Consider the following 12,531-nt stretch of genomic DNA (forward strand, 5'->3'; position numbering starts at 1 on the left):
GGTACGGGGCCGGGCGGTGCGCCCGCCCCTCAGGCTCGGACAGGCCGCCCGCTCACAGCACTCGGGTCGACCGCTGAGGCACCCGGGTCGCCTGCTCAAGGTGCTCGGACCGCCTGCTGAGGCGCGCGGACCGCCCGCTCAGGCGAGGCCGGGCGTCGGCAGGGTGAACCAGATCGCCTTGCCCTGAGGCGTGCGCCGGTGGCCGCATGCCTTGCTCATGGCCAGGAGCAGCAGCAGCCCCCGGCCGCCCTCGTCCCAGGGGTCGGGTTCCGGCAGCCGTGCCGACGGGCTCAGCGCCGCGGGCGGGTACGGGTCCTCGTCGTGGACCTCGACCTGGCAGCCCGTCGGCCGCAGCTCCACCACCAGCTCGATCGGTCCGTTCCCCGGGGTGTGCTCCACCGCGTTCGCCACGAGTTCCGCCGTCAGCAGCTCCGCCGTCTCGCTGTCCGCCGGGATCGCGCTGTCCGTCAGTGCCGAGCGCACCAGGGCGCGGGCCATGGGCACGGCGGCAGTGGTGTGCGGCAGCGCGGCGCGCCAGGTGGCGGCGAGGCCGTCGGGTGGCGGAGCGGGCACGGCAGGGTCCGTTCGGCGAGGGGCGGCGAGGGGCGGCTGATGGCGGCGGGTCCGGTCCGGTGGTCCGGTCCGGTGGTCCGGTCCGGTCCCGTCGTGGCGACCAACGATACGAAACGCCGCCACGGGCCTCCGCGGGGGTCCCGCCGACGTCGTATCGCGTTCTCGTGACGAGAGTCACGAAGAGGTGATAGCTTCATGAGGCAGGCAGCAGCCGGCCGATGGAGGCCCCGCCATGAGCCCCTTTCTCAGCTCCGCACCCCGCACCGAGGAATGGCGCCATCTGCGCCTGACCGCGGCCGACGGTGTCGCGACCATCACCCTCGCCCGCCCCGAGAAGCTGAACGCACTCACCTTCGGCGCCTACGCGGATCTCCGCGATCTGCTCGCGGAACTCTCGAGGGAACGCTCCGTGCGCGCCCTCGTCCTCGGCGGAGAGGGCCGCGGGTTCTGCTCGGGAGGCGATGTCGACGAGATCATCGGCGCCACCCTCGCCATGGACACCGCCCAGCTCCTCGACTTCAACCGGATGACCGGCCAGGTCGTCCGGGCGATCCGCGAATGCCCCTTCCCGGTGATCGCCGCCGTCCACGGAGTGGCCGCCGGTGCGGGCGCCGTACTCGCTCTCGCCGCCGACTTCCGGGTCGCCGACCCCACGGCCCGCTTCGCGTTCCTCTTCACCAGGGTCGGCCTCTCCGGCGGCGACATGGGGGCCGCCTACCTGCTGCCCCGCGTCGTGGGGCTCGGCCACGCCACCCGCCTCCTCATGCTCGGTGAGCCCGTGCGCGCCGCCGAGGCCGAGCGCATCGGGCTGATCAGCGAACTCACCGAGGACGGCCGGGTCGGGGCACGGGCCGCGGAACTCGCCCGCCGCCTCGCCGAAGGCCCCGCGCTCGCCCATGCGCAGACCAAGGCGCTGCTCACCGCCGAACTCGACATGCCGCTCGCCGCCGCCGTCGAACTGGACGCCGCGACCCAGGCGCTGCTCATGAACGGCGACGACTACGCGGAGTTCCACGCCGCCTTCACCGAGAAGCGTCCCCCCAAGTGGCAGGGGCGCTAGCCGTGGCCACCGCGGCACGGATCGCGGTCGTCGGCGGCGGCCCCGGCGGGCTCTACGCCGCGGCGCTCCTCAAACGGCTCCGCCCCGAACGCGAGATCACCGTCTGGGAACGGAACGCCCCCGACGACACCTTCGGCTTCGGCGTCGTCCTCTCCGACGAGACGCTCGGCGGCATCGAGCACGCCGACCCCGCGGTGTACCGGGCGCTCCAGGAGGACTTCGTCCGCTGGGACGACATCGACGTCGTCCACCGCGGCCGCACCCTCACCTCCGGAGGCCACGGCTTCGCCGCGCTGGGGCGCCGACGGCTGCTGGACATCCTCCAGCGGCGCTGCCGCAGCCTCGGCGTCGTCCTCTGCTTCGGCACGGACGCACCACCGGCCGCCGCACTCGCCGCGGAACACGACCTGGTCATCGCCGCCGACGGAGTGCACAGCCTCACCCGCGAGGCGCACGCCGACGTCTTCCGCCCCCGCATCACCACCCACCGCTGCCGCTACATCTGGCTCGCCGCCGACTTCGCCTTCGACGCCTTCCGCTTCGAGGTCGCCGAGACCGAGCACGGTGTGATGCAGCTGCACGGCTACCCGTACGCGCCCCGGGAGTCGACGGTCATCGTCGAGATGCGCGAGGAGGTCTGGCGGGCCGCCGGCTTCCCGGACCTCGACGAACAGGCCTCCGTGGACCGTTGCGCCAAGATCTTCGCCGACGCGCTCGGCAACCGTCCACTGCGCTCCAACAACTCCGCGTGGACCGCCTTCCGCACGGTCGTCAACGAGAAGTGGAGCCACGGCAACACCGTGCTCCTCGGCGACGCCGCCCACACCGCCCACTTCTCGATCGGCTCCGGGACCAAGCTCGCCGTCGAGGACGCCCTCGCCCTCGCCGCCTGCCTGGAGGAACAGCCCGCCCTGCCCGAAGCCCTCGCCGCGTACGAGGCGGAGCGCCGGCCCGTCGTCGAGTCCACCCAGCGCGCCGCGGCCGCCAGCCTCCGCTGGTTCGAGGACCTCGCCCGCTACCTCGACCAGCCGCCCCGGCAGTTCGCCTTCAACCTCCTCACCCGCAGCCGCCGGGTCACCCACGACAACCTGCGGCTGCGCGACCCCGTCTTCACCGAAGCCGTCGAGCGGGCCCACGGCTGCCCGCCCGGCACGCCCCCCATGTTCACCCCGTTCCGGCTGCGCGGGCTGACCCTGCGCAACCGTGTGGTCGTCTCGCCCATGGACATGTACTCGGCCGTCGACGGAGTCCCCGGCGACTTCCACCTCGTCCACCTGGGTGCCCGCGCGCTCGGCGGCGCCGGCCTCGTCATGACCGAGATGGTCTGCGTCAGCCCGGAAGGACGCATCACCCCCGGCTGCGCCGGGCTCTACACCCCCCGGCAGGCCGCCGCGTGGCGGCGCATCACCGACTTCGTCCACCGGCAGGCCCCCGGCACCGCGATCGGAGTCCAGCTCGGCCACTCCGGGCGCAAGGGCTCGACGAGGCTCATGTGGGAGGGCATCGACCAGCCCCTGCCGGACGGCAACTGGCCGCTCGTCGCCGCCTCCCCGCTCCCGTACCGCGCGGACGTCAACCAGGTCCCCCGCGCCCTGCAGCGCGCCGGACTCACCGACATCCGCGAACAGTTCGCAGCGGCGGCGCGCCGCGCCGCGCAGTGCGACTTCGACCTCCTCGAACTCCACTGCGCCCACGGCTATCTGCTCTCCGGTTTCCTCTCCCCGCTCACCAACCGGCGCACCGACGCGTACGGCGGAACGCTCGCCAACCGGCTGCGCTTCCCGCTCGAGGTGTTCGACGCGGTACGGGCCGTATGGCCGGCGGACCGCCCGATGACCGTCCGCATCTCCGCGACGGACTGGGCGGACGGCGGCACCACCGCGCACGACGCCGTCGGGATCGCCCGCGCCTTCGTCGCGCACGGAGCCGACGCCATCGACGTCTCCACCGGCCAGGTCGTCCCCGAGGAGGAGCCCGAGTACGGGCGCTCGTACCAGACGCCGTACGCCGACCGGATCCGCAACGAGCTCGGTGTGCCGGTGATCGCCGTCGGCGCGATCTCGTCGTGGGACGACGTGAACTCCCTGCTGCTCGCGGGCCGGGCGGACCTGTGCGCGCTGGCCCGGCCGCATCTGTACGACCCCCACTGGACGCTCCACGCCGCGGCGGAACAGGGATACACGGGACCCGGCGCCCCCTGGCCCGCCCCCTACCGCGCGGGCAGCCGACGCCCGCAGACGGGGCGTACGGACGCGCCCAAGCCACGGCTCGCGCTGGCGCCGGAGCCCGCGCGGTCCGGCAGCACCAACAGCCGGAGCCGGACGGCAGCCGAGGTCGGAACCGGAACCGGCGTCGGAGCGGGTGCCGGCACCGGAACAGGTGCCGACGTGTCGGCAGGGGCAGGGGCAGGGCTCGGTACGGAGGGATGCACCGGCTGAACGTACGCACGTCAGTCGGCCGGGAGCGGCGCCGTCGGCCGCGAGGCAGCCGGGCGCGCGGCGGCCGGGCTCAGATGTCCGAGCGTACGAACTCCGCGCCCGCGTCCCGGAGGCGTGCGTGGAGCTCGCCGAACACCTCCGCCGCGCGTCCGCCGGGCCAGCCCTCGGGCAGGAGTTCCGAGGGCAGACCGGGGTCGAGGTAGGGCAGGCGGCGCCAGGAGTCGAGGGCCAGGAGGTAGTCGCGGTAGGCGTCCTCCGGGGTGACGGCCCGCCCCGACTGCCAGCTGCGCAGCACGGGCTCGTGCACGCCGAGGAACTCCTCGTGCTCCTTCGCGATCGCCGCGAGGTCCCACCAGCGGGCCACCGCCTCGGGTGTCGCGGCGAAGCCGAGGTGCGCGCCGCGGAACAGGTCGACGTAGGGGTCGAGCTGGAGCCGCTGGAGGGTGTGCCGGGTCTCCTCGTACAGCTGGGCGGGTGCGATCCACACGCCGGGGGCCGCCGTGCCGAACCCCAGCCGGGCCAGCCGGGAGCGCAGCAGGTGCCGCTTGTGCCGCTCGGCCTCCGGGACGGAGAACACGGCGAGGACCCAGCCGTCCTCCAGATGGGGGGTGATGCGCTGGTAGATGCGTCGGTCGCCGTCGTCCAGGAGCTGCCGGGCGTCGGGGGAGAGGCTGTAGCCGGCGGCCCCGTCGGCAGTGCGGCTGGGCACCAGCAGACCGCGCCGCTTCAGCCGGGACACCGAGGAGCGGACCGAAGGGGCGTCGACGTCGACTGCGCCCAGCAGACGGATCAGCTCGGCCACGGCGAGCGGACTGTCGTCGGGACCACGGCCGTAGGCGCCGTACAGGGTGACGATCAGGGAACGGGGGGTGTGCTGCTCGGCCACGTGATCACTCTAGGCCCCTGAGCCGGAACCGCTGGAGCTTGCCGGTGGCGGTCCGGGGCAGCGCGTCGAGGTAGACGACGTCGCGCGGGCACTTGTAGGGCGCGAGCACCGACTTGACGAAGGTGCGCAGCTCCCGGGTCGTCGCCTGGTCCCGTGCCACCCCGTCGCGCATCACCACGTAGGCGACGGCGATCTGCCCGCGCCCTTCGTCGGGACGGCCCACGACCGCGGTCTCGACCACGTCGGGGTGCCGCAGCAGGGCGTCCTCGACCTCGGGGCCCGCGATGTTGTACCCGGCGGAGATGATCATGTCGTCGGCGCGGGCGACGTAGCGGAAGTAGCCGTCCGATTCGCGGACGTAGGTGTCCCCGGTGACGTTCCAGCCGTCCCGTACGTAGTCGCGCTGCCGTTCGTCCGCGAGGTAGCGGCAGCCGACCGGCCCGCGGACGGCGAGCAGCCCGGGCTCGCCGTCGGGTACGGGTGTGCCGTCGGCGTTCACCACGCGGGCCTGCCAGCCGGGGACGGGGATCCCGGTGGTGCCGGGCCGGATGGCCCAGTCGGCAGCGGAGATGAAGATGTGCAGCAGTTCGGTGGCGCCGATACCGTTGATGATCTTCAGTCCGGTGCGTTCGTACCATGCCTGCCAGGTGGCGGCGGGCAGGTTCTCGCCCGCGGAGACACAGCGGCGCAGCGCCGAGAGGTCATGGCCGTCGAGTTCGTCGAGCATCGCGCGGTAGGCGGTGGGGGCGGTGAACAGCACCGACACCCGGTGGCGGGCCAGTGCGGGGAGCAGCTGTCCCGGGCCGGCCTGTTCGAGGAGCAGGGCCGAGGCGCCGACCCGCATCGGGAAGACCAGCAGCCCGCCGAGTCCGAAGGTGAACCCGAGCGGCGGGCTGCCGGCGAAGACATCGTCGGGCCCCGGCCGCAGGACGTGGCGGGAGAACGTGTCGGCCACGGCCAGCACATCGCGGTGGAAGTGCATACAGCCCTTCGGCCGGCCGGTGGTGCCGGAGGTGAACGCGATCAGCGCGACGTCGTCGGCGGAGGTCTCCACGGCCGGGAACCGGTCCGGGCCGTCCGCGGCGAGTTCCAGCAGGTCGTCGGGCCCGTCGCCGCCGAACACACGGATGCGCAGGCCCGGCACCTCCGCCTTCAGCAGGTCGTCGACGGACCGGACGTCGCACAGCGCGTGGCTGACCCTGGCCATCCCGCACACGACGGCAAGCTCCCGCGGACGCGCCTGCGCCAGGACGGTCACCGCGACCGCCCCCGCCTTCATCACGGCGAGCCAGCAGGCGGCGAGCCAGGGCGTGGTCGGGCCGCGCAGCAGCACCCGGTTGCCGGGTACGACGCCGAGGCTCGACACCAGGACGTGGGCGATCGAGTCGACCCGGCTCCTCAGCAGGCCGTACGTCCACACCTCGCCGCTCGCGGTGCGGAACACGGGGCGGTCCGCCCCGAAGCGTTCGATCGTGCGGTCCAGGAGTTCCGCGCCGCAGTTCAGCCGGTCGGGGTAGCGCAGTTCGGGCAGCTCGTGCACGAGACATGGCCACTGGTCGGCGGGCGGCAGATGGTCGCGCGGGAAGGTGTCGACGTGAGCCGAGGCTTTGAGCTCCATGGCGGGTTCGCCCCCTTGCGGCGGTACGGATACCGCGCCGCGGTGGCGGCGGGGTGTGTTCCGGTGGTGCCGTGCGGTCGTGCCTGGAGCGTATCGTGATGGTGACGACAGTCAACTGTCCGCGATAAGCGTGCGACAGGAGAAGGGGTCGACATGCCCGCATTCTCGCTCGAACCGCAACAGACCGCCTGGTGCGGTGAACTCCGCGCCCTGGCCGCCGAACGGCTGCGGCCCCTTGCCGAGAAGGGCGAGCCCGGCCGCATCAACCGCCCCCTGGTTGCCGCGCTCGGGGAACTCGGCCTGCTGGGACGGCTGTTCACCGCAGGGGCGCTCGACCTGTGCCTGATGCGCGAATCACTCGCGTACGCCTGCACCGAGGCCGAGACTGCGCTCGCCCTCCAGGGACTCGGCGCCCACTCGATCGCCCGTGCGGGTGAGCGGCAGCAGCGGGAGCACTGGCTCCCCGAGGTCGTCGCGGGGCGCGCCGTCGCCGCCTTCGCGCTGAGCGAGCCGGGCGCCGGCTCCGACGCCGCCGCCCTCGCCCTCCGGGCTGATCCGGACGGCTCCGGCGGGTGGCGGCTGACCGGCGAGAAGTGCTGGATCTCGAACGCGCCGGACGCCGATCTGTACACCGTGTTCGCCCGGACGGAGCAGGGCGCGGGAGCCCGCGGGATCACCGCGTTCCTCGTCCCCGCCGACCGGCCGGGGCTGACCGGTTCGCGGCTCGACATGCTGTCCCCGCACCCGATCGGCACCCTCGGTTTCGACGCCGTACCGGTCGCCGCGGACGACGTCCTCGGCGAGCCCGGCCGCGGCTTCCGCGTTGCGATGGACACCCTCAACCTCTTCCGGCCCAGTGTCGGTGCCTTCGCGGTCGGCATGGCCCAGGCAGCGCTCGACGCCACCGTCGAACACACCGCCCGTCGCACCGCCTTCGGGGGTCCGCTCAGCGAACTCCAGTCGGTGGCCCACCAGGTGGCGGAGATGGCCACCCGTACGGAGGCCGCCCGGCTGCTGGTCTACGCGGCCGCCTCCGCGTACGACGCCGGAGCGGCCGGTGTCGCCGGGCACGCGGCCATGGCGAAGCTGTTCGCGACCGAGACCGCGCAGTACGTCGTCGACGCGGCCGTCCAGCTGCACGGCGCCCGCGCACTCCGGCGCGGTCACCTGCTGGAGCACCTCTACCGCGAGGTGCGCGCGCCCCGGATCTACGAGGGCGCCACCGAGGTCCAGCGCACGATCATCGCGAAGGAGCTGTACGCATGACCGCGGAGCGCGTCAACCCGCCCGACCTGTCCCCGCCCACCGGTTTCTCGCACGCCGTCGTCGCCAAGGGCAGCCGCGTCGTGTTCCTCGCCGGGCAGACGGCGCTGGCCGCCACGGGCACCGTCGTCGGCGGCACACTGCCCGAGCAGTTCGAGCGGGCACTCGGCAACCTCCTCGCCGCCCTCGCAGCGGCCGGCGGCACTCCTGCCGACCTCGCACGGGTCACCGTCTACGCCACGGACGTCGCGGCGTACCGCGAGCACGCCCGGGAGATCGGCCGCATCTGGCACCGGCTGGCAGGCCGCGACTACCCGGCCATGGCCGTGATCGGCACCACGCGGCTCTGGGACGAGCAGGCGATGGTGGAACTGGACGGGTTCGCGGTGCTGGACTGACGGTGATGATTGCCGTGGCTACGCTCGGGGGCTGACCCATGGTGTTTCGGCTGTCCTTGGCGGGATCCGTCGGCTGTCCGGGCGGAGCCACGCCGTGCGTGACCGGTCGGGCATCCGTGACTTCACGGGAGCCCGGCCAAAGGTCCCATCACCGTCCTGTCCGTCTGCCCGACCGGCACATGCCCTTGCCCGCACGTCGCACGGAGGCCGGCCGTCGCGGACACCGGGGCGCCCGCGACCGCGGCCGCCCCGTGCCCGGACAACCGGACAGGCGGTCCGCCGTGACCGACGACGGTGCGGCCGTCGGCCCTCAGCCGTGCAGCAGGGCTCCCATCCATTCCTCGAGGCCCGCCACCGTCCGCGGCAGGGCGCCCGACATCAGGCGTGCGCCGTCGGCGGTGATGACGAGGTCGTCCTCGATGCGCACGCCGATGCCGCGCAGGGCGGCGGGCAGCGTCTCGTCGTCGGGCTGGAGGTAGAGCCCCGGTTCGACGGTGAGGACCTGGCCCTCCTCCAGGACGCCGTCCAGATAGGTCTCGGCGCGGGCCTTGGCGCAGTCGTGCACGTCCAGGCCGAGCATGTGCCCGCTGCTGCACAGCGTGTAGCGGCGGTGGAGATCGCCGTCGGCGTTCTTCAGGACTCCCCACTCGGCGAGGCCCTCGGCGATCACCCGCATGCCCGCGCGGTGGAAGTCGCGGAAGCTCGCCCCCGGGCGCAGGGCGGCGATGCCCGCTTCCTGGGCGGCGAGGACCAGTTCGTACACCTCGCGCTGGACCGGGGAGAAGCGGCCGGACAGCGGGACGGTGCGCGTGATGTCGGCCGTGTAGAGCGTGTCGGTCTCCACGCCGGCGTCGAACAGCAGCAGTTCCGCGGGGTCGAGCCGGCCGTCGTTGCGGGTCCAGTGCAGGACGCATGCGTGCGCGCCGGACGCGGCGATGGTCTCGTAGCCCGTGCCGTTGCCCTGTTCGCGGGCCCGCATGGCGAAGACGCCTTCGAGGGTGCGCTCGCCGCGCGGGTGGGCGAGGGCGCGCGGCAGGGCGCGTACGACGTCCTCGAAGCCCGCGACGGTGTCGTCGACGGCGGTCTGGAGCTGCCCGATCTCCCACGCGTCCTTGATCAGGCGCAACTCCGAGAGGGCGGAGGCGAGTTCGACGTCCTGTGAGGCGTCTCGGCCGGGCGGGAGCGGGGCGTCCTCGTCGAGGGCGATGCAGCGGATGCCGGTGAGTTGCTCGGCCTCCGCGAGTTCGGGCCGCCGTCCGACCCAGAACTCGCCGTGCCGCCGGTCGCGGTAGAAGGCCTCGCCGGTTCGCGGTGAACGGGGGCGGACGTGCAGCACCGCCTCGTGGCCGTGCGGTCCGTCGGGTTCGAGCACCAGGACGTGGCCGAACTGGTCCTCCCCGGTCAGGCCGGTGAGCCAGGCGTAGGCGCTGTGCGGCCGGAAGCGGTGGTCGCAGTCGTTGGAGCGGACCTTCGGCTCGCCGGCCGGGACGATCAGCCGTTCCCCGGGGAAGCGTGCGGACAGCCGTGCGCGGCGGGCGGGGGTCATGGCGTGGGCCGGCACCCGGCGGTCGTGGGGGAGCGGAGACGGCGCCCAGGACTCCTTCATGAAGGCGGCCAGTCCGGCGGAGACGGGCAGGTCATGGCTGCCGGTCGCGAGGCGCGGGGTGTTCTCGGTCATCTGGACTCCACGGCTGGGGGAGGGCGGGGCTCGGTGACGCCCGGGGAAATGGGAGACGCACAGGGGTTGTCAGTGAAATTTCACATTACTATGTTACGGGTCACATCGCGGGGCCGACAGTACGCCCCAACCACCCCGCGCAGCAGTGCAGTTCCTGCTCAGCACCGCCGACCACCCCCCTTTGACCCCCACTTTGGAGTCCCCGGTGTCCCAGTACAGTTCTGTGCGCGCACCCGCTCTCGCCGCCGTCCTCGCCGCGACCCTCCTCGTCACGGCCGCGCATACCGTCCGGGCGGCCGACGCCCCGGACGCCGTCCCCGCCACCTTCGCCGCGAAGCCGGCGCCCCGCCCCGCCGACGCGGGCCGGCCCGGCGCCGCCCACGGGACGAACCCGTTCGACGAGGTGGACCGGCTCGCCCGCGCCCCCCGGGCCGCCGCCAAGCCCGCGCCCGCCCCCGGCGGGCTGGCCGAGGGCCGGATACCCGGCCGTCAGAAGGACGCGCCCGGCACCGCAGCCCGGACCGTCCGGACGGGCACGGCACGCACGGCGGCCGGGGTCCCGTGCACCCTCGACGGCATCACCGGGCTCGGCCCGGAGCAGTTCGCCGACTTCCTCGCCGATCCGGCCGTCACCGCCGACGGCTGTCTGCGCGACCTCGTCTGGACCTGGGACGCCCGGCTGGTCCCGGTCATGTCCGACGCCCACGTCCAGGCCGTCGGCCGCCGCATCTCCTCCCTGGCCCGGAACCACGACGGCCGGAACGGCACGCATCTGCTGGAGATGTTCACCTATCTGCACGCCGTCGCGTACCACGACTTCTCGCGCACCGAGATCGACATCACCGACGTCCCGACCACCGAGGTGCTGCGCCGCGCGATCAACGCGTTCGGCACCGCCTCCCGCACCTTCGACGTCACCCGCACCAACGCCGAGACCCTGCGCGAAGCCCTGTACATCGGCAGCGCCCCCGGACTGCGGCACAGCCAGCTCGCCCTCATCAAGAAGGTGCTGGCCACGATGGACCGGTACCACACCACCACCTACAAGGACCCCTCCTGGGGCGGCGCGGCCCTCGCCGCGCTCTCGGTGAACTACCTCGGCGTCTACCCGGGCAACCGGGACACCGCGTTCCACAACGTGGTCACGCAGAACGCGTCCTACCGCGACGCGTTCAAGGCCTTCGCCGGATACACGCACCTCAAGGGCACCCCGAACGAATGGGTCGTGCGCGACGCCCTCGGCGAGTACGGGCGGTTCGGCCAGATCGACGCCCTGAAGTCCCGGATCGTCCCCGAGCTCGGGGCACTCCTCGGGCCCGCGGAACGGAACTTCGGCACCGGCAGCCAGCCGTGGGCCAAACTCGTCTCCTGGCTCAACTTCTTCGAGGCGTGCAAGCCCTACCAGGTCTGCAAGGGCGACATCGAGCGGCGCATCTTCCCGTACACGTACACGTACGACAACGGTGCCATCAGGGTCCGCACCGCTCTCGACCGGGCGACCGTGGACCAGCTCTACTACGCGAGCAAGCAGGTCAAGGCGCAGTTCCACCGCGTGCTGGGCACCGAGGAGCCGCTGGCCGGGGACACCAACAGCACCCTGAACATCGTGCTGTACGCCTCACGCGCCGACTACGACACCTACCACCCCATCCTCACCGGCATGGACACCGCGAACGGCGGCATCTACATCGAGCGCGGCGCCACCTTCTACACCTTCCAGCGCAGGGTCCCGCAGGACTCCACGCTGACGCTGGAGGAGCTCTTCCGCCACGAGTACGTCCACTACCTCAACGGCCGCTTCGCCGTGCCGGGTTACTTCGGCGAGGGGCCGTGGTACTCCGGTGACCGCACCACCGCCATGGACGAGGGGACCGCGGAGTTCTTCGACGGGTCGACCCGGGCCGACGGCATCGCCGTGCGCAAGTCCCTGGTCCGCTCGGTCATCAACGACACGGCCGGCGGCCGCCCGCGGATGACCGTCGACCAGATCCTGCACGCCACCTACGACGGCGACGGCTTCCGCTTCTACAGCTACGCGGGCACGTTCTTCGAGTTCCTGTGGACCGAACGGCCCTCCGTGCTGCGGGAGATGTACCGGCACCTGCGGGCCGACGACCCGGCGTCCTTCGACGCCTGGCGGACCCGGCTCGGCCGCGACGCGGGGGTCCAGCGTGCCTACGACGCGTTCCTCGACGCGCAGATCCCGCAGGTGGACCGGCTGTTCGTGCCCAACACCACGTACACCCCCAACGAACGGCTCAGGGACGCCTCGCTCGAAGCCGTCCGCTCCTCCTTCACCTCCGCCACCCACAGCGACCCCGTCTGCAAGGAGAACGGCGACCCGGGCAAGCGCCGGTTCGTCTGCACCGGGCGGATCACCGCGAACCTCACCGACGCCGGGAACGCCGACCTGGTCTTCAAGGACATGTCCGAGACGGTCGACTACTTCCTCCTCGACCGGGCCGGCGCCGCATCCAACAACCTCGCGGACATGAACTGCTCGTTCGGCGAGGTCGAGATCTGGAGTGACCGCCGGGCCGGCACCTCCCCGTACACCTGTGAGGGGCCGCTGCGCAGCTGAGGACGGTGACTTGCGCGGGACCCCTTGGCCGCGGCG

Annotated in this window: 9 protein-coding genes; 5 read left to right on the plus strand and 4 right to left on the minus strand. The window is 72.9% G+C overall.

Annotated elements, in window-relative coordinates; all coding sequences use genetic code 11:
- Window positions 1-138 precede the first annotated feature (138 nt).
- Window positions 139-573 carry an ATP-binding protein gene (locus tag ACZ4Z5_RS09990; RefSeq protein WP_468259288.1) on the minus strand — a complete coding sequence of 145 codons (435 nt, stop codon included), beginning with the start codon at window positions 571-573 and terminating at the stop codon, window positions 139-141.
- 232 nt (window positions 574-805) lie between these two features.
- Between ACZ4Z5_RS09990 and ACZ4Z5_RS09995 the strand changes: the two genes are divergently transcribed.
- Both ACZ4Z5_RS09995 and ACZ4Z5_RS10000 read left to right on the plus strand, forming a co-directional pair.
- Window positions 806-1,633 (plus strand): enoyl-CoA hydratase family protein, encoded by an 828-nt coding sequence (locus tag ACZ4Z5_RS09995; RefSeq protein ID WP_468259292.1) that lies wholly within the window; start codon window positions 806-808, stop codon window positions 1,631-1,633.
- Window positions 1,634-1,635: 2 nt separating this feature from the next.
- Window positions 1,636-4,071: a bifunctional salicylyl-CoA 5-hydroxylase/oxidoreductase gene (locus ACZ4Z5_RS10000; protein ID WP_468259294.1), complete on the plus strand. Its 2,436-nt coding sequence runs from the start codon at window positions 1,636-1,638 to the stop codon at window positions 4,069-4,071.
- Between the two features lie 70 nt (window positions 4,072-4,141).
- Here the strand turns inward: ACZ4Z5_RS10000 and ACZ4Z5_RS10005 are convergent, their stop codons facing one another.
- Window positions 4,142-4,957, minus strand: a complete 816-nt coding sequence (locus ACZ4Z5_RS10005) for a PaaX family transcriptional regulator (protein WP_468259298.1) — start codon at window positions 4,955-4,957, stop codon at window positions 4,142-4,144.
- Between the two features lie 4 nt (window positions 4,958-4,961).
- Window positions 4,962-6,575, minus strand: coding sequence for an AMP-binding protein (locus ACZ4Z5_RS10010; protein WP_468259301.1), 1,614 nt, complete (start codon window positions 6,573-6,575; stop codon window positions 4,962-4,964).
- Between the two features lie 153 nt (window positions 6,576-6,728).
- Here ACZ4Z5_RS10010 and ACZ4Z5_RS10015 point away from each other — a divergent pair, with 153 nt between their 5' ends.
- Window positions 6,729-7,841, plus strand: a complete 1,113-nt coding sequence (locus tag ACZ4Z5_RS10015; RefSeq protein ID WP_468259303.1) for an acyl-CoA dehydrogenase family protein — start codon at window positions 6,729-6,731, stop codon at window positions 7,839-7,841.
- The gene (locus tag ACZ4Z5_RS10020; RefSeq protein WP_468259306.1) at window positions 7,838-8,236 is read left to right on the plus strand and encodes a RidA family protein; all 399 of its coding nucleotides are present in this window, start codon (window positions 7,838-7,840) and stop codon (window positions 8,234-8,236) included. Before ACZ4Z5_RS10015 ends, ACZ4Z5_RS10020 begins: the two co-directional genes overlap by 4 nt.
- A 310-nt stretch (window positions 8,237-8,546) precedes the next feature.
- Here the strand turns inward: ACZ4Z5_RS10020 and ACZ4Z5_RS10025 are convergent, their stop codons facing one another.
- Window positions 8,547-9,914, minus strand: a complete 1,368-nt coding sequence (locus ACZ4Z5_RS10025; protein ID WP_468259309.1) for an aminopeptidase P family protein — start codon at window positions 9,912-9,914, stop codon at window positions 8,547-8,549.
- A gap of 205 nt (window positions 9,915-10,119) precedes the next feature.
- Between ACZ4Z5_RS10025 and ACZ4Z5_RS10030 the strand changes: the two genes are divergently transcribed.
- Complete coding sequence (locus tag ACZ4Z5_RS10030; protein ID WP_468259312.1) at window positions 10,120-12,495, plus strand: collagenase; 2,376 nt, start codon at window positions 10,120-10,122, stop codon at window positions 12,493-12,495.
- Window positions 12,496-12,531: the final 36 nt, after the last annotated feature.

The organism is Streptomyces sp. NPDC030222, assembly GCF_055573115.1.

Bases quoted from the DNA above. Each gene is read 5' to 3' on its own strand.
- ACZ4Z5_RS09995 (WP_468259292.1), top strand. From the start codon at position 806: ATGAGCCCCTTTCTCAGCTCCGCACCCCGCACCGAGGAATGGCGCCAT.
- ACZ4Z5_RS10025 (WP_468259309.1), bottom strand. From the start codon at position 9,914: ATGACCGAGAACACCCCGCGCCTCGCGACCGGCAGCCATGACCTGCCC.
- ACZ4Z5_RS10010 (WP_468259301.1), bottom strand. From the start codon at position 6,575: ATGGAGCTCAAAGCCTCGGCTCACGTCGACACCTTCCCGCGCGACCAT.
- ACZ4Z5_RS10015 (WP_468259303.1), top strand. From the start codon at position 6,729: ATGCCCGCATTCTCGCTCGAACCGCAACAGACCGCCTGGTGCGGTGAA.
- ACZ4Z5_RS10020 (WP_468259306.1), top strand. From the start codon at position 7,838: ATGACCGCGGAGCGCGTCAACCCGCCCGACCTGTCCCCGCCCACCGGT.